The sequence below is a fragment of the Cellulosimicrobium sp. GQ32 genome, assembly GCF_059758455.1.
Genome location: NZ_JCAXEP010000008.1, coordinates 122439 through 149417, shown reverse-complemented (window position 1 = coordinate 149417; position 26979 = coordinate 122439). Strand labels below are relative to the sequence as shown.

General features: G+C 75.3%; 20 protein-coding genes. 15 read left to right on the top strand and 5 right to left on the bottom strand.

The window, feature by feature from the left end; all coding sequences use genetic code 11:
• Positions 1–78: 78 nt before the first annotated feature.
• Positions 79–1956 (bottom strand): helicase HerA-like domain-containing protein, encoded by a 1878-nt coding sequence (locus AC6CH9_RS14390; RefSeq protein WP_498155493.1) that lies wholly within the window; start codon positions 1954–1956, stop codon positions 79–81.
• A gap of 84 nt (positions 1957–2040) precedes the next feature.
• Between AC6CH9_RS14390 and AC6CH9_RS14385 the strand changes: the two genes are divergently transcribed.
• The 4 genes from AC6CH9_RS14385 (at position 2041) to holA (ending at position 8308) form a co-directional block, all read left to right on the top strand.
• Entirely contained in the window at positions 2041–2931 is an 891-nt protein-coding gene (locus tag AC6CH9_RS14385; protein ID WP_498155492.1) for a DegV family protein, read from the top strand.
• Positions 2932–3439: 508 nt separating this feature from the next.
• Positions 3440–4387: a ComEA family DNA-binding protein gene (locus tag AC6CH9_RS14380; RefSeq protein WP_498155491.1), complete on the top strand. Its 948-nt coding sequence runs from the start codon at positions 3440–3442 to the stop codon at positions 4385–4387.
• Positions 4384–7089 carry a ComEC/Rec2 family competence protein gene (locus AC6CH9_RS14375; RefSeq protein WP_498155490.1) on the top strand — a complete coding sequence of 902 codons (2706 nt, stop codon included), beginning with the start codon at positions 4384–4386 and terminating at the stop codon, positions 7087–7089. The genes AC6CH9_RS14380 and AC6CH9_RS14375 overlap by 4 nt, the downstream gene beginning before the upstream one ends.
• Before the next feature lie 208 nt (positions 7090–7297).
• On the top strand, positions 7298–8308 hold the full coding sequence (gene holA, locus AC6CH9_RS14370; protein WP_498155489.1) for a DNA polymerase III subunit delta: 1011 nt from the start codon (positions 7298–7300) through the stop codon (positions 8306–8308).
• 202 nt (positions 8309–8510) lie between these two features.
• On the opposite strand, the gene rpsT is transcribed toward holA, so the two are convergent.
• Together rpsT and AC6CH9_RS14360 are read right to left on the bottom strand one after the other, a co-directional pair.
• Positions 8511–8771, bottom strand: a complete 261-nt coding sequence (gene rpsT, locus AC6CH9_RS14365; RefSeq protein ID WP_047232984.1) for a 30S ribosomal protein S20 — start codon at positions 8769–8771, stop codon at positions 8511–8513.
• A 243-nt stretch (positions 8772–9014) separates the two neighbouring features.
• Positions 9015–9647, bottom strand: coding sequence for a type II toxin-antitoxin system PemK/MazF family toxin (locus tag AC6CH9_RS14360; protein WP_498155488.1), 633 nt, complete (start codon positions 9645–9647; stop codon positions 9015–9017).
• Positions 9648–9754: 107 nt separating this feature from the next.
• Here AC6CH9_RS14360 and AC6CH9_RS14355 point away from each other — a divergent pair, with 107 nt between their 5' ends.
• From AC6CH9_RS14355 to AC6CH9_RS14345, 3 genes are read left to right on the top strand one after another with little or no spacing between them, the layout of a single operon-like run.
• Positions 9755–11422 (top strand): circularly permuted type 2 ATP-grasp protein, encoded by a 1668-nt coding sequence (locus tag AC6CH9_RS14355; protein ID WP_498155487.1) that lies wholly within the window; start codon positions 9755–9757, stop codon positions 11420–11422.
• Positions 11416–12348, top strand: a complete 933-nt coding sequence (locus tag AC6CH9_RS14350) for an alpha-E domain-containing protein (protein ID WP_498155486.1) — start codon at positions 11416–11418, stop codon at positions 12346–12348. The genes AC6CH9_RS14355 and AC6CH9_RS14350 overlap by 7 nt, the downstream gene beginning before the upstream one ends.
• Positions 12345–13187: a transglutaminase family protein gene (locus tag AC6CH9_RS14345; protein WP_498155485.1), complete on the top strand. Its 843-nt coding sequence runs from the start codon at positions 12345–12347 to the stop codon at positions 13185–13187. Before AC6CH9_RS14350 ends, AC6CH9_RS14345 begins: the two co-directional genes overlap by 4 nt.
• A 213-nt stretch (positions 13188–13400) precedes the next feature.
• Here the strand turns inward: AC6CH9_RS14345 and AC6CH9_RS14340 are convergent, their stop codons facing one another.
• Positions 13401–13979, bottom strand: coding sequence for a type 1 glutamine amidotransferase domain-containing protein (locus tag AC6CH9_RS14340; protein WP_498155484.1), 579 nt, complete (start codon positions 13977–13979; stop codon positions 13401–13403).
• A gap of 204 nt (positions 13980–14183) precedes the next feature.
• Between AC6CH9_RS14340 and lepA the strand changes: the two genes are divergently transcribed.
• The 5 genes from lepA to AC6CH9_RS14315 all read left to right on the top strand — a co-directional run bounded on the left by lepA (position 14184) and on the right by AC6CH9_RS14315 (position 22046).
• On the top strand, positions 14184–16076 hold the full coding sequence (gene lepA, locus AC6CH9_RS14335; protein WP_498155483.1) for a translation elongation factor 4: 1893 nt from the start codon (positions 14184–14186) through the stop codon (positions 16074–16076).
• The gene (gene hemW, locus AC6CH9_RS14330) at positions 16073–17434 is read left to right on the top strand and encodes a radical SAM family heme chaperone HemW (protein ID WP_498155482.1); all 1362 of its coding nucleotides are present in this window, start codon (positions 16073–16075) and stop codon (positions 17432–17434) included. The genes lepA and hemW overlap by 4 nt, the downstream gene beginning before the upstream one ends.
• The gene (locus AC6CH9_RS14325; RefSeq protein WP_498155481.1) at positions 17431–19557 is read left to right on the top strand and encodes an acyltransferase family protein; all 2127 of its coding nucleotides are present in this window, start codon (positions 17431–17433) and stop codon (positions 19555–19557) included. Before hemW ends, AC6CH9_RS14325 begins: the two co-directional genes overlap by 4 nt.
• 210 nt (positions 19558–19767) lie before the next feature.
• Positions 19768–20811, top strand: coding sequence for a hypothetical protein (locus AC6CH9_RS14320; protein WP_498155480.1), 1044 nt, complete (start codon positions 19768–19770; stop codon positions 20809–20811).
• Positions 20812–20927: 116 nt separating this feature from the next.
• Positions 20928–22046: a hypothetical protein gene (locus AC6CH9_RS14315; protein ID WP_498155479.1), complete on the top strand. Its 1119-nt coding sequence runs from the start codon at positions 20928–20930 to the stop codon at positions 22044–22046.
• Between the two features lie 84 nt (positions 22047–22130).
• Here AC6CH9_RS14315 and AC6CH9_RS14310 read toward each other — a convergent pair whose 3' ends face one another.
• Complete coding sequence (locus AC6CH9_RS14310; protein WP_498155478.1) at positions 22131–22994, bottom strand: DUF3097 domain-containing protein; 864 nt, start codon at positions 22992–22994, stop codon at positions 22131–22133.
• Positions 22995–23161: 167 nt separating this feature from the next.
• Here AC6CH9_RS14310 and AC6CH9_RS14305 point away from each other — a divergent pair, with 167 nt between their 5' ends.
• The 3 genes from AC6CH9_RS14305 to dnaJ all read left to right on the top strand — a co-directional run bounded on the left by AC6CH9_RS14305 (position 23162) and on the right by dnaJ (position 26978).
• Positions 23162–24625 (top strand): MFS transporter, encoded by a 1464-nt coding sequence (locus tag AC6CH9_RS14305; protein WP_498155477.1) that lies wholly within the window; start codon positions 23162–23164, stop codon positions 24623–24625.
• 81 nt (positions 24626–24706) lie between these two features.
• On the top strand, positions 24707–25723 hold the full coding sequence (hrcA, locus tag AC6CH9_RS14300) for a heat-inducible transcriptional repressor HrcA (protein ID WP_498155476.1): 1017 nt from the start codon (positions 24707–24709) through the stop codon (positions 25721–25723).
• A gap of 133 nt (positions 25724–25856) precedes the next feature.
• Positions 25857–26978 carry a molecular chaperone DnaJ gene (gene dnaJ, locus AC6CH9_RS14295; RefSeq protein ID WP_498155475.1) on the top strand — a complete coding sequence of 374 codons (1122 nt, stop codon included), beginning with the start codon at positions 25857–25859 and terminating at the stop codon, positions 26976–26978.
• Position 26979 lies beyond the last annotated feature (1 nt).

Here is a 26979-nt window from a genome sequence, read left to right as displayed (position 1 = left end):
GGGTATTTGTCGTGAGACCGCCTTCGTGACGACAAATACCCAGCACTCAGCGGTTGGGGTGGGGGCGGTGGGGGCGGGTCAGCGACGGCGGGTGCCGAAGATGGTGCGGGTGAGCTCGCGGCCGAGCTGGGTCCCGGCCGAGCGGAGGAACGAGTCGAGCGGGCTCGACGACCGTGACGACCCGCTCGACCCGGAGCGAGGCTTCGCCGCGTCGCGCTCGAGCTTCGCGCGCATCTTCTCGAGCTCCGCCTGCTCCTTCTTCGCCGCGCGCTCGGCCTCCTTGGCGGCCTCCTTCGCCGCCTTCTCCCGGGCCGCCGCCTCGGCCTCGGCGGCCGCGGCCGCAGCCCGCGCGGCCGCCTGCTCCTGAACGCGCACCTGGAGCAGCTCGAACGCGGACTCGTTGTCGACCGCCGTCCCGTAGCGCGCGAACCCCGGCGACGCCGCGACGATCCCGTCGAGCACGGCGGCGGGCGCCGGCTCCATCGACGACTGCGGCGCCCGGACGCGGGTCCAGGCGACCGGCGTCGGCGCGCCCTTCTCCGTGAGGACCGTGACGACGGCCTCGCCCGTGCCGAGCGACTGGAGCAGCCGCTCCAGGTCGTAGGGGGAGGTCGGGTAGGTGCGCACGGCGGCCCGCAGAGCGGCGGCGTCGTCGGGCGTGAACGCGCGCAGCGCGTGCTGCACGCGGTTGCCGAGCTGGGCCAGCACGTCGGCCGGGACGTCCTTGGGGCTCTGCGTCACGAAGAACACGCCGACACCCTTCGACCGCACGAGCCGCACCGTCTGCACGACCTGCTGGAGGAACTCCTTCGACGCCCCCGAGAACAGCAGGTGCGCCTCGTCGAAGAAGAACACGAGGCGTGGCTTCGCGGCATCCCCGACCTCGGGGAGCTCTTGGAACAGGTCGGCGAGCAACCACATGAGGAACGTCGAGAACAGCGCGGGGCGGTCCTGCACCGCCGGGAGCTCGAGCGCGGAGATCACGCCCCGGCCGTCGGGGGCGGTGCGCAGCAGGTCCGACGTCGCGAACGCGGGCTCGCCGAAGAACACGTCGGCCCCTTGCGCCTGGAGCGCGACGATCTCGCGCAGGATCACGCCGGCGGTCGCGCTCGACACCCCGCCGATGCCCTTGAGCTCCGCCTTGCCCTCGTCCGACGTGAGGTAGGCGATCGTCGACTGGAGGTCCTTGAGGTCGAGCAGCGCGAGCCCCTGCGAGTCGGCCCAGTGGAAGATCAGCCCGAGGCTCGACTCCTGCGTCTCGTTGAGCCCGAGCACCTTCGAGAGCAGCAGCGGGCCGAAGTCCGTCACGGTCGTGCGGATCGGCACGCCGGCGCCGAGCCCGCCGAGCGAGTAGAACTCGACGGGGAAGGTCGTCGGGCTCCAGTCCTGCCCGATCGACGCCGAGCGCTCCACGATCTTCTCGTTCGACGCGCCGGGCACGGCGAGCCCGGACAGGTCGCCCTTGACGTCTGCGAGGAACACGGGCACGCCCGCGGCCGACAACCCCTCCGCCATGCCCTGGAGCGTCTTCGTCTTGCCGGTCCCGGTCGCGCCCGCGACGAGCCCGTGCCGGTTGAGCATGCTCAGGGCGAACCCCACCTGCACGTCGGCGCGCGGCGCGGGGTCGGCGCCCGGCTCGCCCTCGAGCAGGGCGCCGAGCGTGAGCGTGCCGCCCCGGTACGCGTATCCGGCCGCCACCTCGGCGGCGTAGCCCTCGAGCGGCCCGGCGCCCGACGGCGCAGCCTCCTCTCGCGAGCCGTTCGCCTCGGCGGTGTCAGCGGCTGCGGCAGGGGCGTCGGTGGCGGGAGCGGCGTCCGCCTGCGCGGCCGCCTCGGCGGCCTCCAGGGCCGCCTGTGCGGCGACGGCCTTGGCCTCGGCGGCCTCCGCGGCCGCCTGTGCGGCCGCCGCGCGCAGGGCGGCGAGCTCGGTCGGGGACTGTGCGGCGTCGTCGGCCATGCTCGGATCGTAGGGGCGGCACCGCGCGGGCGCAGCCGGGCCGGGATGCGCGACGGCCCGCGCGCGCCGTAAGGTGGCGCGGCCATGACCGACCACCGCGTGCACGTCGTCACCGACTCGACGGCGTCCCTCCCGCCCGTCCCCGACGAGCGGCTCCGCTCCGTCCCGCTGCACGTGATCGTCGACGACGTGTCCTCTCTCGAAGGCGTGGGCCTCACCGCCGAGGACGTGGCGGCGCACCTCCAGGCCGGTCGCCGGGTCACGACCTCGCAGCCGACGCCGCGCGCCTTCGCCGAGGCGTACGCCGCGGCCGCCGCCGCGGGGGCGCGGGAGATCGTCTCCGTCCACCTCTCGGGCGAGCTGTCGGGCACGGTGCACGCGGCCGCGCTCGCGGCGGCTGACGCACCGGTCCCGGTCCGGGTCGTGGACTCGCGGACCGTCGCGATGGGGCTGGGCTTCGCGGCGCAGGCCGCCGCACGGGCCGCGGCGGCGGGGGAGAGCACGGACGCCGTCGCGCGGCGCGCGATCGAGGTCGCCGACGCGAGCCGTGCCGTGTTCCTCGTCGACTCGCTCGACCATCTCCGCCGCGGCGGCCGGCTCAGCGCGGCGTCGGCGGCGCTGGGGACCGTGCTCGGCGTGCGGCCGCTGCTGGCCGTCCGGGACGGGAAGATCGAGGTCGTCCAGAAGGTCCGGACCAAGGCCGCGGCGGTCGAGCGACTGACGACGGTCGCGGTCGAGTCCGCCGCGCGCCGCACGCGGCCGGCGCTCGCGGTCCACCACGTGGGGGACGACGCCGGCGCGCACCGGCTCGCGTCCGAGCTGACCGCTCGTACGGGCCTGGACGTCGTGGTGACCCCGGTGAGCGCCGTGCTCGGCGCACACGTCGGACCGGGAGTGCTGGCCGTCGTCGTCGCGGAGCTCGCGGAGCTCGCGGACCGCGGATCGGGCGTCGGGGACCGCTCGACGGCGCACTGAGACCCGTCGCCCCGGTCTGCCACGCTGGTCCTGGCCGTGCACAGGACCGCTCGCGGACGGTCTCGTCCACAGGAGTGTCGCGCGCCCGGGCCCCGCCGTGCCCGACCTCCGTACGGTGCGCGACGTGAGCACCCCACGACCCGAGCCGCGCCAGCACGCCCGTCCCGCCCGTGACCTCGTCCGGGAGGGAGCCGTCGTCCGGCAGCGTCTGCGCGCCGTGACCGGCACGGGGCGACCAGCGCTCGCGTGGCACCCGGCGACCGCGGCCCTTCCGCAGGTCGGACCATCGGGTGACCCCGAGGCCGCGCCCGACGCCGGTCCGTGGCCGGGCGGTCCGGGGGCGCCCTCGCTCGGCCCCGTGGACGACGGCGCGGCACCAGTGCATGGCGGAGAGGCGTCCGACGGCCGGGGAGAGCCGCCTGGGTCCGAGGGGGGTGATCGCCGCGGGCGCGGTCGTGCGGGAGGGGTGGACGACACGGCCACGGGGTGGCTCCCGCCGCGTCCCGACGTGGACGAGAGCAGGCGCGCGGACGTCGCGGACGACGCCGGGACGGACGACGCCGGGACGGACGACGCCGGGACGGACGACGCCGGGACGGATGACGCCGGGCTCGCCGGTCCCGCGAGCTCGGGCGACGTGGCGGTCGACCGCCTGCGGTCCCGCGCGGCCCGGACCGCGGCGACGGCGTACACCGCGACGTACGGGCACCCTACGTCGCACGCGGGGTTCGCCGGGCTCGGCGAGGAGGGGCACCGCCGGTGGGCGCTGCGGCCCCGGACGGCGGTGGTCGCCCTGGTGGTCGTGCTCCTCCTCGCGGCCGGGGTCGTGCTGCTGCGGTCCCCGGCCGGAGGGGTCACTGAGGTCGCTCCGCTCGACGCGACGTCTGCCGGCGGTCCGGCGGCGGGACCGGACGCGGAGGCCGGCGCCTTGTCGGGCGCCGGCGCGACGACCGACGACGGGGCCGCGGAGCCGGCCGGAGCCGGGGTCGTGGGAGGGGGCACCGAGGCCGAGGGTGCGCCGTCGGGTGGCGTGGTCGTGCACGTCGTGGGTCAGGTCGCCACGCCGGGTCTCGTGACGGTCCCCGCCGACGCGCGCGTCGCGGACGCGCTCGAGGCGGCCGGCGGGGCGACCGCCGAGGCCGACCTCGCTGCCCTCAACCTCGCCCGGACGGTGACGGACGGCGAGCAGATCGTCGTCCCACGACCCGGCGAGGCCGCGCCCGCCGCGGGGTCGGCACCCCCTGCGGCCGGGACCACCGCGGGCGCAGCGGTGGACCTCAACGCGGCCGACGCTGCGGCCCTCGACGCGCTGCCCGGGATCGGGCCCGTGCTCGCCGAGCGCATCGTCGCGTGGCGGGAGGAGAACGGTCCGTTCACGACGGTCGACGAGCTCGGCGAGGTGAGCGGGATCGGACCCGCCGTCCTCGCGGACGTGCGCGACCTCGTCCGCGTGTGACCGACCTGCGGCTCGTCCCGGCGGCGCTCGCGGCCTGGGGGACGGCGTTCCTCGCGGTCGGCGCGGCGCCGGCGGCGCTCCTGCGCAGCGCGTCGCTCACCGTCGTGCTGCTGGGCGTCGTGCTCGGCGGGGTGCTGCTCGGCTTGCGACGGGCCCGCCGCGGGACGGCGGCAGGCCCGGGAACCGCCACGTCCCCGGGCGCTGCGCGCCTGCCGTCGGGGCCTGGAGACCGACGACGCCCGCGGGGTCCGGACCGGTCCGTCCGGTCGGGCCCGACCGCGCGTGTGCTGGGACAGGTCGCCCTGGTGGCCGCGTGCGTGGCGGCGGTGCTCCTGTCCACGGGCGCGCAGCTCGCCGACCGACAGGCGCTCGTCGACCTGGCCGACCAGGGCGCGACGGCGACGGTCACCGCGACCGTGCGCTCCGCCGTCGTGCCGCGGTCGAACCCGTGGTCGGGCGCCACCGACCGCCACGAGGTACGCGTCTCTCTGCACGACCTCACCGCACGTGGCGTGACGACCGCGGCGGCGGGCACGGTCGTCGTCACCGGGACCGGCGACGGCTGGGAGGACCTCCCGTACGGGGCGTCCGTCATGGCGACGGGCCGGCTCGCCGTCCAGGGCGACCGGACGATGCTGCGGACGGAGAACCCGCCGCGGGTCGTCGAGCCACCGGGCGCGTTCCTGCGCGGCGTGCACGCGATGCGTCGCGGGCTCCTCGACGCGACCGCGGGCCTGAGCCCGCAGGCGCGCGGTCTCGTCCCGGGCGTGGCGGTCGGCGACACCTCGCGGCTCGACCCCCTGCTCGACGACGCGATGCGGACGACGTCGCTCACGCACGTCACGGCGGTGTCCGGCGGGCACTTCGCGATCGTCGTGGCGTGCGTGGCCGGGCTGTGCGTCCTCGCCCGCGCGCCCCGCTGGGCGCGCGTCGTGATCACCGGTGCGGCCATGGCGGGCTTCGTCGTGCTCGTCCACCCGGAGCCCAGCGTGCTGCGGGCGGCCGCGATGGGAGCCGTCGGGGTGGTCGGCATCGCGCTCGGCAGGCCGTCGCGCGCGGTGGCTGCGCTCGCGGCCGGGGTGGTCGTGCTGCTCGTCCTCGACCCCGCGCTCGCCCGCTCGTACGGCTTCGTGCTCTCGGTCGCAGCGACGGCCGGGCTCGCGCTCCTCACGTCGCCCCTCGCGGGTCGGCTCGCGCCGTGGTGCGGGCGCACCACGGCGCACGTGGTCGCGGTGCCCGTCGCCGCCCAGGCGGCGTGCGCGCCGGTCCTCGTCCTGCTCGACCCGAGCGTGAGCACCTGGTCCGTCCCCGCGAACCTGCTCGCGGCCCCGGCGCTCGGTCCCGCGACCGTCCTGGGCGTCCTCGCCACCCTGGTCGCGCCGTGGTGGCCCGCCGCGGCGACGGCGCTCGGGTGGGCCGCCGGGATCTTCACCGGGTGGATCGCCGGCGTCGCCGAGGTGTTCGCGGCTCTGCCCGGCGCGCGACTGCCCTGGCCCGGGGGTGCCGGCGGGCTGGTCCTGCTCGCGCTCGGGACCGTCGTGCTGCTCGCCGTCGTGCTCCGCTCTCGCGCGCTGCGCGAGGCCGGAGAGCGTCGCGCCGCCCGGCGAGCGTCGTCGCCGCCCCTGCGCGACCGCGCCGCCCGGGTGGCCCGCGTCACCTGGCGCCGCTGGTCCGGCGACCGCCGAGGCAGGGGCTGGCCCGGCACGACGCCGAGGCGATCGCGCCCGTCCCGGGGGCGGGTCGTGTCCGGAGCGCTCGCCGCCGTGGGCCTGGTGGTGCTCGTCGTCGCGCTCGTGCGCCCGCTCGTCGTGACGGCCGGCCCGGTGCCGCAGGACTGGGCCGTGGTCGCGTGCGACGTCGGGCAGGGCGACGCCCTCGTGCTGCGCTCCGGGCCCCGGTCGGCAGTGGTCGTGGACGTGGGGCCACCGGGAGCCGCGGCGGGCGACTGCCTCGCCCGGCTCGGCGTCGACCGCGTCGACCTCCTCGTCCTCAGCCACTTCCACGCCGACCACGTGGGCGGTCTCGACGCCGTGCTGCGGGGCCGCACGGTCGTGCGCGCCCTCGTGACCGCGACGGCCGATCCTCCGGAGCAGGCCGAGGGCGCGCTCGCCGCACTCACGGACGCGGGCGTCCCGGTCCAGGTCGCACAGCCGGGCGCCACCGGCAGCGCGGGAGGCACGGACGACGTGGACGGTCGTCAGGACGCCGGCGCGGCCGGAGACCCCGGCGCCGGCGGTGTGCGGTGGGAGGTGCTCCAGGCCGGGGTGGGCGGCCGGCCGACGAGCGCCGCGCGCCCGAGCACGGCAAGCACCGCCGTCGCGGAGTCCGACGGCGGTGCGAACGACGCGAGCGTGGCGCTCCTCCTGCACGTGGCAGGGATGGACGTCGTCGCGCTCGGCGACCTGGAGGACGCCGGCCAGGCGGCGCTCGCCCGGACCCTCGCGGAGCGCGGCTCCGGCGGCCCGGTCGACGTCGTCAAGGTCGCGCACCACGGCTCGGCGACACAGTCCGACCGCCTCGCCGAGCTGCTCTCCCCGACGGTCGCGCTCGTCAGCTCGGGGGAGAACACCTACGGCCACCCGACCGACCGGGCCCTCGACCTCTACCGGGGCGTCGGCGCGACGGTGCTGCGGACGGACACGTGCGGGACGTTCGCGCTCGTCGTGCGTGACGACGTCCTTGCCGCCGCGGGCTGCAGCTGACGCAGCAGGAGCGTCGCGACCACGAGAAGCATGCCGCCCGTGACGGGGCGGACAGAGCAGGGGAGCCAGTGAACCGGGGAGCCGGGGTAGCTCGGGGAGCGAGGCGAGCGGTGGATCGGGCGAGCCGGGGGCCCAGGACCCGGCGGGTCAGAGGCGCAGGACGCGCCGGCGTTCTCGCGCGGTGGGTGGCTCGTGGGAGGCTGGTGCCATGCCCGCTCCGACCCGTACCGCCCGACCGTCCGCCGGCCCGTCGCTCGCATGGGACGACGTCCGGATCGCGCCGGTCGTGCTGGTGCAGGGACCCGAGTCGCTCCTGGCCGAGCGTGCCGTGGACTCGATCGTCGGGCTCGCGCGGGAGCGGGACCCGGAGGTCGAGAAGGTCACGATGGAGGGGGCGACCTACCAGGCGGGCATGCTCACGGTCGCCGCGAGCCCGTCGCTGTTCGGTGAGGCCAAGGTCGTGGTCATCGAGGGTGCGGAGGCGGCGACCGAGGCGCTCGTCGCCGACGTCGTGGACTACGTCCCGACGGCCGACCCGGAGACGACCGTCGTCGTCGTGCACGGGGGCGGCGTGCGCGGCAAGCGCATGCTCGACGCGATCAAGGCGAGCGGCGCGCCGGTCGTCGCGGTCGAGGCGATCAAGAAGGACTCCGACAAGACCGCGTTCGTCACCGCCGAGTTCCGTCGTGCCCGCCGCCGCATCGACGCGTCGGGGGTGCGAGCGCTCGTCGAGGCGCTGGGCAACGACCTCCGGGAGCTCGCCGCCGCGTGCAGTCAGCTCGTCACCGACACCGACGGCACCGTGAGCGAGGCCGTCGTGGACCGCTACTACGGCGGCCGGGTCGAGGCGACCGGCTTCCGCGTCGCCGACGCGGCCGTCGCCGGGAACGCGGGGGAGGCCGTCGCGCTCCTGCGCCACGCGCTCGCGACCGGTGCCGACCCCGTGCCGCTCGTCGCCGCGCTGGCGATGAAGCTGCGCGTGCTCGCGAAGGTCGGCGCGATGCGCGGCCGCGGCGGCATCGCCGCCAAGGACCTGGGGCTAGCCCCCTGGCAGGTCGACCGCGCACGCCGCGAGCTCGCGGGGTGGACCCCGGAGGGCCTCGCCACGGCGATCAGCGCCGTCGCGCAGGCCGACGCCGAGGTCAAGGGCGCCGGGCGGGATCCGGTGTTCGCCGTCGAGCGCGCGGTCCTCACCATCGCCCGCGCCCACGGTCGCTGAGCGCCCTCGTCGGGCCGACGACGGCGGACCGCGACCACGCCTCTACCGCGCCGGACCAGGGCTCTACTTCGCCGGGTACGGATGTTCTCTCACTGCACGCACGGAGGGGCGCCGACCCGTGCGGGTCGGCGCCCCTCCGTGGGAAGCCTGTGCAGCCGTCGTGACGTTCAGCGTGCCACGCCGACGCGGGCGAACCGTGCGCTCAGAGAGCGTTGACGGCCTTCGCGATGGCCGACTTGCGGTTCGCGGCCTGGTTCGCGTGGATGACGCCCTTCGAGACGGCCTTGTCGAGCTTGCGCGAGGCAGCCTGGAGCGCGGTGCTCGCCGCGTCCTTGTCGCCCGCGGCGACGGCCTCGCGCACGCGGCGCACGTACGTCTTGAGCTCGGACTTGACCGCCTTGTTGCGCAGGCGAGCCTTCTCGTTCGTACGGATGCGCTTGATCTGGGACTTGATGTTTGCCACGTGTGGACTCTCTGGTTCTGTTCGCCGGAGCGAGCGGATAGGTCGTAGAGGGCGGCTCCAGCTCCGGGACTGGGGTGGGGAACCCGTGGAGAGGTGCTGGGGCTGTGCCCGCCGACCTGGGCGGACACGCGACCACCAAGACTACCAGCGGTCGTGGCCCGAACTCCAATCCGCCGGAGTTCGGGCCGGACGACGTCGTGAGGTCGCCGCGTCGCGTCCCCGTCGGGATCCCCGTCTGTGGCGTCAGCGGTGCTGCGAGATGCCCGCCACCACGCGGTCGAAGACGTCGCGCCCCACGACGGCACCCTCGCGCCGCACCGCGCCCGCCTCGACGCGGATCACGCGGTCGAGCCGGACCTCGCTGTCGCGACCCTGGGCGTCCCACGGGCCCGAGCCGATGTCGAGCCAGTAGCGACCCCACCGGGCCTCGTCGCGCGCGTCGCGCGAGTGGTCCTTGCTCGTGAGCATGACGCCCAGCAGCCAGTCGCCGTCGGACCCGACGAGCAGCACGGGCCGGTCCTTGCCCTGCGAGAAGTCCTCCTCGAAGGGCACCCAGGTCCAGACGATCTCCCCGGGGTCCGGGTCGCCGTCGAGCCGCGGCGCGTACTGCGCGCGCACACGGCCTTCGTAGTCGCCGGGATAGCCGCCGCTGGTCGTCCGCCGAGCGGGAGCTCCGGGCCGGGCCGGGGCCGTCGGTCGCGGTCCCGGGCGCGGGGACGGGGTCCGGCCGGAGGCCGTCCGCTCCCTCCCGGGAGCGCGCGTCGCCGCGGTGCCCGCGCGCGAGCCGCCCTGCGAGCCCTGCGACGAGCGCGTGAGCCCGGAGACGACGGCGCGTGCCGCGTCGGTGAGAATTCCCAGCCATCGGTTGCGTGCCACGCGCGCAATCTACCCGGACGGACGCGCCCGGCGGGGCCGCCTGCGCCGTTACCGGGCGGACACACGGTGGTGACACCCGCGCCTCCGTCGCGCCCTAGCGTGCGGCCATGGCGGACCTGTTCGACGACTACCCGGTCTCGCGGGCCTGGGACGAGATGCTCGACCGCGACGGCTCGCTGCGCCCACGCTACGAGCGGGTGCACGCGACGATGACGCGTCTCACGGCGGGCGAGGTCGCCGCGCGCGCCGACGCGCTCGCGCGGGCGTACCTCGCGCAGGGGGTGACGTTCGACTTCGCGGGGGAGGAGCGTCCCTTCCCGCTCGATGTCGTGCCACGCGTCGTGGAGCCGGACGAGTGGGACGTCGTGACGGCCGGCGTCGCGCAGCGGGTCCGGGCGTTGGAGGCGTTCCTCACCGACGTGTACGGGCCGCAGCGGGCCGTCGCGGACGGCGTGGTGCCGCAGCGGCTCGTCCTGTCGTCGTCGGAGTTCCACCGCGAGGCGTGGGGGATCGAACCCGCGAACGGTGTGCGGGTGCACGTGGCGGGGATCGACCTGGTCCGCGACGAGGCCGGGGGCTTCCGCGTGCTCGAGGACAACGTGCGCGTGCCGAGCGGCGTGAGCTACGTCGTCACCAACCGCCGCGCGATGGTGCGCACGTTCCCCGAGCTCTTCTCGAGCCTGCGCGTGCGCCCGGTGGTCGACTACCCGCAGCGGCTGCTGGCCGCGCTGCTCGCGTCCGCGCCCGACGGCGTCCCCGACCCGACGGTCGTCGTGCTCACCCCGGGCGTGTTCAACTCCGCGTACTTCGAGCACTCGCTGCTCGCGCGGCTCATGGGCGTGGAGCTCGTCGAGGGCCGGGACCTGTTCTGCGCGGGCGGTCGGGTGTACATGCGCACGACCGAAGGTCGTCGCCGCGTGGACGTGGTCTACCGGCGGGTGGACGACGAGTTCCTCGACCCGGTCCAGTTCCGGCCCGACTCCGTGCTGGGCGTGCCGGGCCTCATGACGTGCGCCCGGCTCGGGAACGTCACGATCGCCAACGCCGTCGGCAACGGCGTCGCCGACGACAAGCTCGTCTACACCTACGTGCCGGACCTGGTCCGCTACTACCTGGGCGAGGAGCCCGTCCTCGCGAACGTCGACACGTGGCGGCTGCAGGAGCCCGAGGCGCTCGCGGAGGTGCTCGACCGGCTGGACGAGCTCGTGGTCAAGCCGGTCGACGGGTCGGGCGGCAAGGGGATCGTCGTCGGACCGGCGGCGTCGCGCGCCGAGCTCGACGCACTGCGCTCACGGTTGCAGGCAGACCCGCGCGGCTGGATCGCGCAACCTGTCGTGCAGCTCTCGACCGCTCCGACCTTCGTCGACGGCGCGTTCCGCCCGCGTCACGTCGACCTGCGCCCGTTCGCGGTGAACGACGGCCGGGACGTCTGGGTCTTGCCGGGCGGGCTCACGCGCGTCGCGCTGCCGGAGGGCCAGCTCGTCGTCAACAGCTCGCAGGGCGGAGGATCCAAGGACACCTGGGTCCTCGCGCGCGACGAGCGCCGCCCGTCCGAGGTCGCGGCGTCTCCCGGGGCGGCGGGGGCCCCGGGGGCCGGGGCGAGCCCGGGCCTGGACGGCACCGCGGTGTCCGGCGCCTCCGCGCCCGGTGTCCCGATCGCGGCCAACCCCGAGGACGAGGGCGGGGGCAGCGCCCACCAACAGCAACAGCAGCAACAGCAACAGCAACAGCAGCGGCGTGCGGGAGCGAGCGGTACGGAGGCGGACGGATGCTGAGCCGGATCGCGGAGTCCCTGTTCTGGATCGGTCGCTACGTGGAGCGCGCCGACGACACCGCGCGCATCCTCGACGTCCACGTGCAGATGCTCTCGGAGGACCCGTGGGCGGAGGAGGACCTCGCGTGCCGCTCGCTCCTCGCCGTCATGGACCACCCCGTGCCCGACGACGGCGCGCTCGTCGACCGCGACCACGTCCTGCGCCTGCTCGCGCACGACCAGCTCGACCCGTCGTCGATCGCGGGTGCGCTCGTCGCGGCGCGCGAGAACGCGCGGCGGGCTCGCGAGATCGTCTCGACCGAGCTGTGGGAGTGCCTCAACACGACGCGCAACCAGCTCTTCGGGTCGATCCGCACCGCGCCGCCGCACGAGTACTTCTCGTGGGTGCGCGAGCGGGCGGCGATCGTCGCGGGGCTCATGGACTCGGCCACGAGCCGGGACGCGACGTGGCACTTCATGATCCTCGGCCGCTCGATCGAGCGCGCCGACATGACCGCGCGCCTCGTCACGACGCAGGCGCGGCTCGGTGCTGCCGGACCGGGCTGGACGACGCTCCTGCGCTCGTGCGGCGCGTACGAGTCGTACCTGCGGGCAAACCGCGGGCTCGCCTCGGACGAGCGCGCGGCCGGGTTCCTGCTGCTCGACCGGCTGTTCCCCCGCTCGGTCGTGCACGCGCTCGACTCGGCGGAGGCGTGCCTGCGCGAGCTCGGGCCGTTCGAGGGCCGGCACGGCGTGGCGGACGAGGCGCGGCGCGAGCTCGGGCTCGTCCGCACGGGTCTCGAGTACGCGCGGTTCCCGGACCTGCTCGCGACGCTCCCCGACGCGATGGAGCAGGTGCAGCGGGCGTGCTCGCGCGCGTCCGACGCGGTGCGGGCCCGGTACTTCCCGTCCGGTGCCGTGACGACCTGGGTGGGGGAGGCGCTGTGAGCGTGCTGCACGTGGTCCACACGACCGGGTTCTCGTACGCGGACGACGTCACGGCGTCGTACAACGAGGCCCGGCTCACGCCGTCGTCCGGCCGGGGGCAGCGCGTGGTCTCAGCCGCGGTCGACGTGCGCGCCGAGACGTGGTCGCACGAGTACGTCGACTACTGGGGCACGACCGTGACGGCGTTCGAGGTGCTGGAGCCGCACCGCGAGCTCGTCGTCCGGGCGGAGAGCACGGTCGAGATCGAGGAGCGTCGGGGCCCGGCCGTCGCCGCCGTCTCGTGGACGGAGCTCGGGGGCGACCGCGTGCTCGACGCCTATGCCGCGTTCCTCGGGGACACGCCCACGACCGCGGTGCCCGACGACGTCGCAGCCCTCGCGCTCGATGTCGCCGGCGGCCGCGACCCGCAGGCCGCGGCCGAGGAGATCTGCCTCGCGGTGCGCGACCGCCTGGAGTACGTCCCGGGCGTGACGACCGCCCACACGCCGGCGCGCGAGGCGTGGGAGACGCGCCAGGGCGTGTGCCAGGACCTGGCGCACCTGTGCGCGGGCGCGCTGCGCAGCCTCGGCATCCCCACGCGATACGTGTCCGGGTATCTCCACCCGCGCCCGGACGCCGAGACGGGCGAGACGGTGGCGGGCGAGTCGCACGCGTGGGTCGAGTGGTGGGTCGGGGGCTGGTACGGGTTCGACCCGACCAACCGGCGGCCCGCGGGCCGTGACCACGTCGCGCTCGGGCGGGGGCGCGAGTACCTCGACGTCGCGCCGCTGAAGGGCGTGTACGCGGGCACGGGCGGCAGCGAGCTGGACGTGACCGTCGAGGTGACACGGCTGGGTTGACCGGCTCGGGTCGGTCTCAGGGTGTGATGTGCTCGGCGAGCGCCGCGCGCAGCGCGTCCGTGTCGCCGTCGACCACGACTCCTCCCTCGTCGGGCCCGAGCCGCCCCCACACGACGAGCGCGAGCTCGCGCGCGGGAGCGGACGCCGTCGCGACCGGGTCGGTGCCGCGGAGGAACCACGAGCGTCGGGACTGGCGTCGGCGTCGGGAGCGGCTCAGGCCGCCAGGACGGCGTCCACCTCGCGCAGGAAGTCGTCGAGGTCGCCGGGATCGCGGGACGTGACGAGCGTGTACCCCTCGTCGTCGCGCACGACGGACCGGTCGACCCACGCGCCGCCCGCGTTGAGCACGTCCGTCTCGAGCGACGCGTAGCTCGTGAGGGTCTTGCCCTCGACGGCGGCCGCCTCGACGAGCGCCCACGGGCCGTGGCAGATCGCCGCGACCGGCTTGCCGGCGGCGGTGAACGCGCGGACGATGCTCACCGCGTCGTCCTGGAGGCGCAGCGCGTCGGCGTTGATCGTCCCGCCCGGCACGAGCAGCAGGTCGTACCCGGTGGGGTCGGCGTCGCCGAGCGTGAGGTTCGGGGTCACGGTGCGGCCGGGGTCCTTGTCACCCACGAGGGTCTGCACCTCGTCGGCGGACGTGGCCGCGACGTCGACCTCCACCCCCTCGCCGCGCAGGTGCTCGAGCGGGACCACGAGCTCGTCCTGCTCGACGCCGTAGTTGGTCACGATCGCCAGCACGCGGCGCCCCCCGGGGCGGCCGGAGGTGCGGTGCGGGGTGTCCTGGGCCATGAGCGCTCCTCTCGTCGCCGGTCGGCCCGGTGCGGCCGGCCGGTCCTCCACGCTAGGTCGGCTCGCGGCCCCCCGCAGGGCGGGCGGGTGCGCGACGCCGGACGTGGGACAATGGACGTTCCCGCCCGCCCGAGAGCGACCGTCGGCGCGCCGCCCCCGAGCGCGCGGCCCGACCCGCACGCCACTCCCAGGAGCGCACCCGCGTTGTCCCCGATCCCCAGCGCCCAGCTGAGCACCCGCATCCAGCCCGCGGCCACGCCGCCCGAGCTGATCCGGAACTTCTGCATCATCGCGCACATCGACCACGGCAAGTCGACCCTGGCCGACCGCATGCTGCAGCTCACCGGTGTCGTCGAGCCGCGCGCCATGCGCGCCCAGTACCTCGACCGCATGGACATCGAGCGCGAGCGCGGCATCACGATCAAGTCGCAGGCCGTCCGCATGCCGTGGGCGGTCGTCGCGGACGGGGTCGAGACCCCGCACGCGCTCAACATGATCGACACCCCGGGCCACGTTGACTTCACGTACGAGGTCTCTCGCTCGCTCGCCGCGTGCGAGGGCGCGGTGCTGCTCGTCGACGCCGCGCAGGGGATCGAGGCGCAGACCCTCGCGAACCTGTACCTCGCGATGGAGAACGAGCTCGAGATCATCCCCGTGCTCAACAAGATCGACCTCCCGGCGGCGCAGCCCGAGAAGTACGCGGAGGAGCTCGCGAACCTCGTGGGCGGCGACCCGGACGACGTGCTCAAGGTCTCCGGCAAGACGGGCGCGGGCGTCGAGGCGCTGCTCGACCGCATCGTCGAGCGGGTGCCCGCCCCCGTCGGGAACGCGGACGCCCCCGCGCGCGCCATGATCTTCGACTCGGTCTACGACACCTACCGCGGCGTCGTGACCTACGTGCGCGTCGTCGACGGCAACCTCAACCCGCGCGAGCGCATCCTCATGATGTCGACGCGCGCGACGCACGAGCTGCTCGAGATCGGCGTCATCTCGCCCGAGCCCATCGTCACGAAGGGCCTCGGCGTCGGGGAGGTCGGCTACCTCATCACGGGCGTGAAGGACGTGCGTCAGTCGAAGGTCGGCGACACGGTGACGAACTCCGCGAAGCCCGCGGCGGAGGCGCTCGGCGGCTACTCCGACCCCAAGCCGATGGTCTTCTCGGGCCTGTACCCGATCGACGGCACCGACTACCCGGTGCTGCGCGACGCGCTGGACAAGCTCAAGCTCAACGACGCCGCGCTCAACTACGAGCCCGAGACGTCGGTCGCGCTCGGCTTCGGCTTCCGCGTCGGGTTCCTCGGCCTGCTGCACCTGGAGATCGTGCGCGAGCGGCTCGAGCGCGAGTTCGACCTCGACCTCATCTCGACCGCGCCGAACGTCGTCTACGACGTCACGCTCGAGGACGGCACGGTCATCAAGGTGACCAACCCGTCGGAGTTCCCCGGCGGCAAGATCAAGCAGGTCAGCGAGCCGGTCGTGCGGGCGACCATCCTCGCGCCGAGCGAGTTCGTCGGCACGGTCATGGGTCTGTGCAACGACCGCCGCGGGCAGATGCTCGGCATGGACTACCTGTCCGAGGACCGCGTGGAGCTGCGCTTCACGCTCCCGCTCGCCGAGATCGTGTTCGACTTCTTCGACCAGCTCAAGTCCCGCACGCGCGGGTACGCGTCGCTCGACTACGAGCCCTCGGGCGACCAGGTCGCGGACCTCGTCAAGGTCGACATCCTGCTCCAGGGCGAGCAGGTCGACGCGTTCAGCGCGATCGTGCACAAGGACAAGGCGTACGACTACGGCGTGATGATGACCGCCAAGCTCAAGGAGATCATCCCGCGCCAGCAGTTCGAGGTGCCGATCCAGGCGGCCGTCGGGGCGCGCGTCATCGCGCGCGAGACCGTGCGCGCGATGCGCAAGGACGTCCTCGCCAAGTGCTACGGCGGCGACATCAGCCGTAAGCGCAAGCTGCTCGAGAAGCAGAAGGAGGGCAAGAAGCGCATGAAGAACATCGGGTCCGTCGAGGTCCCGAAGGACGCCTTCATCGCCGCGCTCTCCTCCGACGCCGCGGGCGGCAAGGACGCCAAGGACAAGTCGAAGAAGTGAGCCCGGCGCTGCCCGAGGGCGAGCCGGTCCCGCCCGACGGCTCGCTCCCCGCGTGGGTCGCGGCGGGCGGGGGCGGGTCCGTCCCGGGGGTGCCCGGCCCGACGGCGTCGCGTGGGTTCGGCGTCTACCTGCACGTCCCGTTCTGCTCGGTGCGGTGCGGGTACTGCGACTTCAACACCTACACCGCGTCCGAGCTCGGCGGCGGCGCGAGCCAGGCGTCGTACGCGAGCACGGCGCTCCTCGAGATCGACCTCGCGGCACGCGTCCTGCGCGACGCCGGGCTGCCCGAGCGGCCGGTGTCGACCGTCTTCGTCGGCGGCGGCACGCCCACGCTGCTGCCCGCGGGGGACCTCGCACGCCTGCTCCACGGCGTGCGCGACGCGTGGGGCCTCGCGCCCGACGCCGAGGTGACGACCGAGGCCAACCCCGACTCGGTGACGCCGGAGTCTCTCGCGGAGCTCGCGGCGGCCGGGTTCACGCGCGTCTCGTTCGGCATGCAGTCGGCCGTCCCGCACGTGCTCGCGACCCTCGAGCGCACGCACGAACCGCGCCGTATCCCCGACGTCGTGCGCTGGGCGCGCGACGCGGGCCTCCAGGTCTCGCTCGACCTCATCTACGGCACGCCGGGGGAGAGCCTCGACGACTGGCGGGCGAGCCTCGACGCCGCGCTCGCGACCGGTGTCGACCACGTCTCGGCCTACGCCCTCGTGGTCGAGGCGGGCACCAAGATGGCCGCCCAGGTGCGCCGCGGCGAGGTGGCGCTGCCGAGCGAGGACGACCAGGCGACGAAGTACGAGCTCGCCGACGAGCTGCTCACCGCCGCCGGGCTCACCTGGTACGAGGTGAGCAACTGGGCCCGCACCGACGACGACCGCTGCCGCCACAACCTCGCGTACTGGCGGGGCGACGACTGGTGGGGGATCGGGCCCGGTGCGCACTCGTACGTCGCCGCGCCGACGGTCGCCCCCGCGCACGCGACGGCCGGTCCGACGACGGACCGGGCGACCGTGACCGACGACACGGGCGCGTCGGCCCGGGACGCGCGGGTCGGCGTGCGATGGTGGAACGTGAAGCACCCGCGCCGCTACGCGGCGCTGCTCGAGGCGGGCACGAGCCCCGCCGCAGGACGTGAGCTCCTCACGCGGGACGAGGGCCGGCTCGAGCAGGCCATGCTCGGCGTGCGGCTGCACGAGGGTCTCGACCTCGCGGTCCTGTCCCCGGCCGGACGGCGCGCCGTCGCCGGGCTCGTCGCGAACGGGCTGCTCGACGGCCGCGCGGCGGTCGCCGGTCGCGGAGTGCTCACCCTACGGGGGCGGTTGCTGGCGGACACGGTGGTACGGGAGATCACGGACGAGTGACGACGACCCACGAGGCACCTCGACCCGGGACGACCCCTGCGGGGGCCGGTCGCTCGACGCTCGAGGAGCCTCGCGTCGTCGGGCACGTGCGCGCCCCCGGCGCGGGCCGACGGCCGGGCCGGCCGACCGTGCGCTACCGCCGGATGCCGGGGCTCGACGGCCTGCGGGCGCTCGCCGTGGCGGTCGTGGTGGCGTTCCACCTCGCCCCTGCCACCTTCCCGGGCGGGTACGTCGGGGTCGACGTCTTCTTCGTGCTCTCAGGCTTCCTCATCACGACGCTGCTCGTGCGCGAGCACCGCGACCGGCACCACGTGGGGCTGCGCTCCTTCTGGGCGCGACGCGCCCGGCGCCTGCTGCCTGCGCTCGGGCTGGTCGTCGCGGTGTGCACGGCGGCCGCGGCGGTCGTCGGCGGCGACGTCCTCGTCGGCATCGGCCCTCAGCTCCTCGGCGCCGCGACCTTCACGAGCAACTGGGTCGACGTCGCGAGCGGCGCCACCTACTCGGGAGCCCTGCTCCCGCACCTCTTCGGCAACCTGTGGTCGCTCGCCGTGGAGGAGCAGTTCTACCTCCTGTGGCCGCTCGCCGTCGTGCTCCTGAGCGTCGTGCGGCCCCTGCGCCGCCGGGCGCCGTGGATCGTCGCCGGGCTGGGGCTGGTGTCCGCGGCCCTGATGGCGCTGCTCTACGTGCCCGGCACCGACCCGACGCGCGTCTACGTCGGCACCGACACCCATCTCTTCGCGCTCATGGCCGGGGCGGCGCTCGCGTTCTGGCACCTGCGCCCCGTCCGGCGGCCTGACGGCGACGCGCGGTCCGTGGCGGACGCGCACGCCCTCCTGCCGGGCGGGCCGCGCGTGCGCACGCCGCGCGGCCGGCTCGCGGTCCTCGCGGCCGGGGTGGGGGGCGCGGTCGTGCTCGGGGTCGCGGTCGCGACGATGCGCTGGGACGACGCCCTCGCCTACCGGGGCGGCCTGCTCGTGTGCGCCGTCGCCGCGACCGCGGTGCTCAACGCCGTCGTGTGCCTGCCCGGCCTCGGCACGCAGCTCGACCGCGGCCCGCTCGGCTGGGTCGGGCGGCGGTCGTACGGGCTCTACCTGTGGCACTGGCCCGTGCTCGTGCTCGCCGCGGCCTCGCTCGGGACCGTGGTCGGGCCTGTGCCGCCGGGCACGGTGCACCCGGTGGTCGTCGTCGTGACGCTCGGCGTGACCGTCGTCGCGGCGGCGCTGTCCTTCCGGTACGTCGAGCGGCCCGTCCTGCGGCGCGGGCTGCGCGGCGCGGTGCGTGACCTCGCGCACCGGCTCCAGCCGACGTCCGGCGAGGCCGGGCCGCGCGTCCTCACCCGCCGGGGCTGGGCGCTCGCGGCGTCGTGCGCGCTCGTCGTCGGCCTCTCCGCCGCCGGGGTCCTCACGGCACCCTCCACGACGAGCGTGGAGCAGCAGATCGCGGCGGGGGAGCAGGCCGCGCGGGCGACGCAGGCCGCGTCGGACGCCCCGGCGGAGGCTGCTCCGGAGGCGGACGCGCCCGAGGGAGGGGCACCGGCAGACGGGACCGGGCCGGACCCGGCCACGTCGCCCGCACCGGACCCCGAGCCCGGGACCGACGAGGCGCCGGCGGCGCCGGTCGCCGCGCCGACGGGCGACCAGGTCACCGTCGTCGGCGACTCGGTGACGCTCGCGAGCGCGCCCGCGCTCCTGTCCGCGCTCCCGGGCGCCTACGTCGACGGAGCGGTCTCGCGCCAGGTCAAGGACGGGCCGGCGGCGCTCGCCGCCGCACGGGACGCGGGCGCCCTGCGGCCCTACGTCGTCGTCTCCCTCGGGACGAACAGCACCGCGAGCGCCGCGGCGATGGACGAGCTGCTCGCGGCGATCGGGCCGGACCGCCGCGTCGTGCTGGTCACGGGTTACGCCGACCGGCCGTGGGTCCCGGGCACCAACGCCGAGATCGTCGCCGCCGCGGGCCGGCACCCCGGTGTGGTCGTCGCGGACTGGTCGGCCGCGGTGGCCGCGGACCCGTCCGTGCTCGGCCCGGACGGCGTGCACCCCACGGACGCCGGCGCGACGACGTACACGGCGGTCGTCGTCGACGGCCTGACCCGCGCGGCGGCGCTGGGTTCCGCGACGAGCTGACCCTGCGGCACGGCCCGCGGTCACGCCCGTGCCGAGGCGCCGGGTGACTTTCAACCGCCGCGGCCGTCCCGCCCGGCGTTTCCTCTAGCGCCGGCGACGGAATCCCGACAGGCTGTACGGCGACAGCGAAATGTGCGACCGACACACGACGTCCACATCCGGTGCGTGGCGGCGGCTCCACCGCAGCCCGTCGACCGTCCGAGGAGACCCATGAGCGAGAGCACCGCAGGCGGCCCGCGGCCCGACGAGAACGAGCCGCAGCTCCCGTCGGACGCCCCGGCGCCCGAGAACCCGTACGCGGCGGCCGAGCCGCCTGCCCCGTCCCAGGAGCCCGCCGCGCAGGAGCCGCCGGCGCCGCACGCACCTCCCGCACCCCAGGGCCCGCCTGCCCCGCAGACGCCGCCCGCGTCACCGCCCGCGGCCTCGCCCTACGGCGCTCCCCCCGCGGGTGCATACCCGCCTCCGGCCGGGCCGCCGCCCGCACAGCCGTACGGCCAGCAGCCGCCGGGGCAGCCGCCGTACGGCGGGCAGCCCGGCTACCCGCCGCCGGCCGCGCCGTACGGGCAGCCGGGCTACCCGGGGCAGACGGTCCAGGTCCAGGACGCCTTCTCCTACGGCTGGAACACGTTCACGCAGAACGTCGGGGTCATCCTCGGCGGCGTCCTCACGTACGTCGCCGTGCTCGCCGGGCTGTCGATCGCGTTCTGGGCGATCCTCGTCGGGACGGCGCAGACGACCGTCGACCCGGTCACGGGCGAGGTCAGCACGGCGGGGGGGTTCGCGTTCGGGTTCGGCACGTTCCTGTTCGTCGCGGTCCTCGTCGTGCTCGGGTTCCTCGTCCAGGCCGCGGTGGTCAACGTGTCGCTCCTGGTCACCCGGGGCAAGAAGCTCGAGTACGCGGACTTCTTCCGGTACCCGAACCTCGGCACCGTGATCCTCGCCGCCCTGCTCATCGGGCTCGCGACGGGCGTGCTGGCCATCACGATCGTGGGACCGATCGTGTTCGTCTTCTTCGCCCAGTTCACGCTGTTCTACGTCATCGACAAGAAGCTCGGCGTCTTCGACGCGTTCAAGGCGAGCTTCACCGTCGTGAGCAGGAACCTCGGCACCGTCGTGCTGCTGTTCCTCGGCGTGTACCTCGCGCAGCTCGTCGGGACGCTCCTGTGCTACGTGGGCCTGCTCGTCGCGCTGCCGGTCGCCCAGATCGCGACGGCGTACGTGTACCGCCGCCTCAACGGCGAGCAGCCGGCCTGACCCGAGGTGGCGCGGTGCTCGCCGCGCGCACAGGCCTCTGAGCAGCCAGGATAGGACCGAGCACGTCGAGGACGCGTGCTGCCCGCAGCACGTGACGACGAGGAACGAGGTGCACCATGACGGACCCCACGAACCCGGGCGGTCAGCCGCCCCGCGACGACGAGCCGACGCCGACGGACGGTTCCGGCACCCCGCAGCAGCCCGCAGAACCGCCGGCCGGTCCCGCCCCGGACCAGCCCGCAGGCCCACCACCCGCGACCCCCGACGCTCCGCCGACCTCGCCCTACGGTCCGGGCGGGGCGACGCCGCAGGATCCCGCTGCGCCGCCGTCGGGCCCGCCGGCCTGGGGTGCGCCGCAGGACCCGGCCGCACCGCCGTCGGGCCCGCCCGCGTACGGCGCACCCGGAGCGTACGGCGCACCCGCGGGCGCGCCGGGCGACCCGACGGCCCCGGGACCGACCGCCCCGCCGCCGGGCGCCTACCCGCCCCCGTCCGGCGCCTACCCGCCGCCGCCGGGCTCCTTTCCCCAGGGGGCCGGCGGCTACGGCGCCCAGCCCGGGTACACGGGACCCGCCTTCGCGGTGGGTGAGGCGATCTCCTACGGCTGGCGCAAGGTCACCTCGAACCTCGGGCCGTGGATCCTCGTCGCGCTCATCTTCATCGCCGTCAACGTGGCCTGGAGCTGGATCACGGGCGGGTTCGACCAGTTCCAGGACCAGTTCGACTACACGGACACCAACTTCGCCGCCGTCAGCGGCATCACGTTCACGAGCATCCTGCTCGGGATCGTCGGCACCGTCATCGGCTACCTCATCACCGCGTTCTTCACGCGCGGCGCGCTCGACGAGGTAGACGGGCGCCGCCCGGACGTCGCGGCGTTCTTCCGCATCGGCAACGTCGTCAACGTGCTGCTCGCGGCGCTGATCGTCGGCATCCTGACGGGCATCGGCTTCGTGCTGTGCATCCTGCCGGGCTTCGCGGTGCTGCTCTTCTCGGCGTTCGTCTACTACGTCGCGCTCGATCAGGGCGTCGACGCGATCACGGCGATCCGGACGAGCTTCTCGCTCGTGGCCAAGAACTTCGGCCAGGTGTTCCTGCTGCTTCTCGCGCTCTTCGGCATCAACATCCTCGGCGCGATCCCGTGCGGCCTCGGACTGTTCGTCACGATCCCGCTGAGCTACGTGGCCGTGGGCTTCGCCTACCGCCGCCTCACCGGGGGCGTGCCGGCCGCCTGACGGCCGGTCGTCGTCGCCCGTCCACCGCGCCCCGGTGCCGCTCGTCGGTGCCGGGGCGCGGCGCGTCCGGACCCCGGAGCGGGGTCAGGGCGCGGTGACGAAGTCGATGAGCTCCTCGACGCGGCCGAGCAGGGACGGCTCGAGGTCCGCGTACGTGCGGACGGTGCCGAGGATGCGCTGCCACGCGCGGCCGACGTCCTCGGCGGACTCCGCCGGCCAGCCCAGCTCGCGCAGGATGCCGCGCTTCCACTCCGTGCCCCGCTCGATCACGGGCCAGCGCTCGAGTCCGACGCGCGCGGGCTTCACCGCCTGCCACACGTCGACGTACGGGTGCCCGAGCACGAGCACGGTGCCCGCGGGGGAGCGGCGAAGGGCCTCGTCGGCGATCCGCCGCTCCTTGCTCCCGGGGACGAGGTGGTCCACGAGCACGCCCACCCGGCGCTGCGGCGTCGGTCCGAAGTCCGCGAGCGCCGCCGCGAGGTCGTCGACGCCGTGGAGCGGCTCGACGACGACGCCCTCGACGCGCAGGTCGTCGCCCCACACCTTCTCGACGAGCTCGGCGTCGTGCTTGCCCTCGACCCAGATGCGGCTGCCGCGGGCCACGCGCGCCCGCTGCCCGACGACGGCCCGCGAGCCGGACGCGGTGCGCGCGGGGGCCGCGGGAGCGCGGGAGGTGACGGGCGCGGTGAGCTCGACCGGCTCGCCGTCGACCCAGAACCCGGGCCCGAGCGGGAACGTCCGCGTGCGGCGCGCGCGGTCCTCGAGCACGACGACGTGCATGCCGCCCGACTTCTCGACGCGGACGACGGCGCCGACCCACCCGGTCTGCACCTCCTCGACCACGAGCCCGCGCTCGGCGGGCTGCGGTCGGGACACCGGTCGTGCGCGGTGGTGGGCGGGGGCGGGCGTGCCGCCGAGGACGTCGGAGCCGTATCGGTCGAAGGACACGCCGTCACCCTAGGTCAGCGCCGGACGCGCCCCGCCGAGATCGGGCCGTGCGTCGCGACATCGACCTTCCGAGGGCCGGTCTCGGACGCTCGGGCCCGTCTCGGCACCCGGCCCCGGGTGCGGCTCCCGGCGCGCGCGGTGCCGGGCCGGGGTGGTACCACGGAGCGGTGAGCCCGCAGCGCGCCGAACCGGACCCGAACCGCTGGCGCGTGCTGCCCGTCTGCCTCGCGGTGGGCTTCGTCACGACGCTCGACGTCTCGATCGTCAACGTCGCCCTGCCGTCGATCGAGTCGTCGCTCGACGCGGGCCCCACGGAGCTCCAGCTCGTCGTCGCGGGCTACACGCTCGCGTTCGGGCTCGCCCTGGTGCCCGCCGGCCGCCTCGGGGACGCGGGCGCCCGGCGCTCCCTGTTCATCGCGGGCCTGGTGGGCTTCGCGCTCATGAGCCTCGCGTGCGGGCTCGCGCCGACCGACACGTGGCTGGGCGTCGCGCGGCTGCTCCAGGGCGTGAGCGCGGGGATCCTCAACCCGCAGGTCGTCGGGCTCATCCAGCAGCAGTTCTCCGGGTTCGAGCGCGGCCGGGCGTTCGGCATGTTCGGCGCGACGATCGGCGTCTCGACGGCGCTCGGCCCGCTGCTCGGCGGCCTCATCATCGCGGCGGCCGGCTCCGCGGCCGGCTGGCGCTGGGTGTTCCTCGTGAACCTCCCGGTCGTCGCCGTCCTGCTGCCGTTCGCGTGGCGGCTCGTGCCCGGGCCACCGCCCGCCGACGCGCGGACCGGGCGGGGCCCGCGCCGCCTCGACCTCGTCGGGCTGGCGCTCCTGGGCGCTGCGACGCTCGGCGTCATGATGCCGTTCGTCACGACCACGGGACAGGGCGACGACGCGTCGCGCTGGTGGTGGCTGGCCGCGGCCGCCGTGGCGGGGGTCGCGGCCGTCGCCTGGGAGCGGCGCTACCAGCGCCGCACGGGCGAGGCGGTGCTCGACCCGCAGGTGGTCGGGCTCGGGTCGTTCCGCAACGGGGCGCTGCTCGGGCTCGCCTACTTCGCGGGCTTCACGGGCATCTTCCTCGTCGTCACGCTCTACCTCCAGGACGAGCTCGGGTACACGCCGCTCCAGGCGGGGCTCGTCGGGACGCCGTTCGCGGTCGCGTCCGGGGTCTCCGCCTGGTTCTCGGGCCGGTGGGTCGCGCGCTGGGGCCGTCAGCTCGTCGTGGGCGGCGTGCTGCTCGTCCTCGTCGGGGTGGTCGCGGCCGACGCCGTCGTGCGGCTGCTCGGGGACGACCCGGGAGCCGTCGGGCCGGCGCTCGCGGGCGCGCTGCTGGTCGCGGGGGCGGGCAGCGGCACGGTCATCGCGCCGAACCAGACCCTCACGCTGTCCGAGGTCCCGGTGAGGCGCGCGGGCGTCGCGGGGAGCATGCTCCAGCTCGGCCAGCGCATCGGGTCCGCGGTCGGGATCTCGGTCGTGCTGTCCGTGTACTACGGCGGGCTGGCGAGCGGCGACACGGCGGCGCACGCGACGGGGCGCGCGCTGCTCGTGACGATCGTGCTCGTCGCGCTCGCGCTCGTCGTCGGGCTCGTGGACCTGCGTTCGCGACGAGCGGAGGACCGCGGGACGGGCCGCGCGGACGCGTAGGATTGGCACTCGGAGGTCGAGAGTGCCGACGCCCCGCGCGCCCGCCCGGGGCGGCGACGGTGCGGCACGCGGGAGGTGGACGTGAGCGAGGAGCGCCGGCTCGAGGTCCTGCGGGCCATCGTCGAGGACTACGTCCTCACGCGCGAGCCCGTGGGGTCGCGCGTGCTCACCGAGCGGCACAGCCTCGGCGTCTCGCCCGCGACGATCCGCAACGACATGGCGGCCCTCGAGGACGCCGGGTTCATCGCGCAGCCGCACACCTCCGCGGGCCGCATCCCGACGGACAAGGGCTACCGCCTCTTCGTCGACCGCCTCTCGGGCGTCAAGCCGCTGTCGGGGCCGGAGAAGCGCGCGATCGAGACCTTCCTCTCCGAAGGGGTCGACCTCGACGACGTCATCGCCCGCGCCGGCCGCCTGCTCGCGCAGCTCACGGGTCAGGTCGCGGTCGTGCAGTACCCGTCCCTGAGCCGGTCCGGGTTGCGTCACCTCGAGCTCGTGCCGGTCGGGGAGTCGCGCCTGCTCGTCGTGATCATCACGGACACGGGGCGCGTCGAGCAGCGCACGCTCGAGGTCGCGAGCGTGCCCGACGAGGGCACGCTCGTCGAGGTCCGCGCGCGGCTCAACGCCGCCGCGGCGGGCAAGCGCCTCGCCGACCTCGCGCCGGGGCTCGCCGCCGTGACGGAGAGCTTCCACCCCGACGACGCCCCGCTCGTGCGCGCCGTGGGCGACCTCGTCGCCCAGACGCTCGCGGAGGAGAGCGAGGAGCGCCTCGTGCTCGCGGGCACGGCGAACCTCGCCCGCGCGGGCATGCGGTTCGAGCACGCGCTGCGCCCGGTCCTCGAGGCGCTCGAGGAGCAGGTGGTCCTCCTCGGCCTGCTCACGGAGATGGCCGCGGAGTCCGGCGTGAGCGTGCGGATCGGGCACGAGACCCAGCTCGAGGGCCTCGTCGAGACCTCCGTCGTGACGACCGGCTACGGTAACGACGGTGACACGGTCGCCCTCGTCGGCTCGATCGGGCCGACCCGCATGGACTACCCCGGGACCATCGCGGCGGTGCGCGCCGTCGCGCGCTACCTGTCACGGGTGCTCGGCACGTGAGCCCCGCCGCGGCCTCCCCGCACGCGGCAGGCACCCTCGACGACCGGCCCGGTGCCGGTCTCACGACCCTCACCAGACCCTTCACGACCGGCCCCGTGCCGGCCTCACGACCCGCACCAGCAGAGAGTGACGTGTGAGCGACTACTACGAGATCCTGGGCGTGGCGCGCGACGCCAGCCAGGACCAGATCAAGAAGGCGTACCGCAGGCTCGCGCGCGAGCTGCACCCGGACGTCGCGGGCGAGGAGGCGGGCGACCGCTTCAAGGACGTCGCGCGTGCGTACGAGGTGCTCTCCAACCCCGAGAAGCGCCAGCAGTACGACCTCGGCGTCGACCCGAGCGCGCCCGGCGGCGGCAGCGGCCCCATGGGCGGCGGCTTCGGCTTCCAGGACATCTTCGAGACGTTCTTCGGCGGCGGGCAGGCGCAGCAGGGCCCCATCCCGCGCGCACGGCGCGGCCAGGACGCGCTCGTGCGGCTCGACATCGACCTGTCCGAGGCGACGTTCGGCGCGCAGCGCGAGCTCCAGGTCGACACGGCGGTCGTGTGCGGGACGTGCGGCGGCTCGTGCTGTCGTCCGGGCACCTCGCCGCGCACGTGCGAGGTCTGCCACGGGCGCGGCACGGTCCAGCGCGTGGCACGCTCGTTCCTCGGCCAGGTCATGACGAGCGCCCCGTGCGCCGCGTGCCAGGGCTTCGGCACCGTCATCCCCGAGCCGTGCGCCGAGTGCTCCGGCGAGGGTCGCGTGCGCAGCCGCCGGAGCATCACGGTCAACGTCCCCGCGGGCGTCGACACCGGCACGCGCATCAAGCTCACCGCGCAGGGCGAGGTCGGCCCGGCCGGCGGCCCCGCGGGCGACCTCTACGTCGAGATCCGCGAGCGCAACCACGACACGTTCGTGCGCCGCGGTGACGACCTGCACTGCACGCTCCAGGTACCCATGACCGCCGCCGCGCTCGGCACGGTCCTCGAGCTCGAGACGCTCGACGGCGCGCAGGAGATCGACCTCCGCCCGGGCACGCAGCCGGGCCAGATCGTCACGCTCAAGAACCTGGGCGTCGGGCACCTGCACGGCAGCGGCCGTGGCGACCTCAACGTGCACATCGAGGTCCAGGTGCCGCGCGAGCTCGACGAGGAGCAGGAGCAGCTCCTGCGCACGCTCGCGACGCTGCGCGGCGAGGAGCGGCCCGAGCCGCGCCTGTCCGCCGCGCACCCGGGCGTGTTCTCGCGCCTGCGCGACAAGCTCTCCGGGCGCTGAG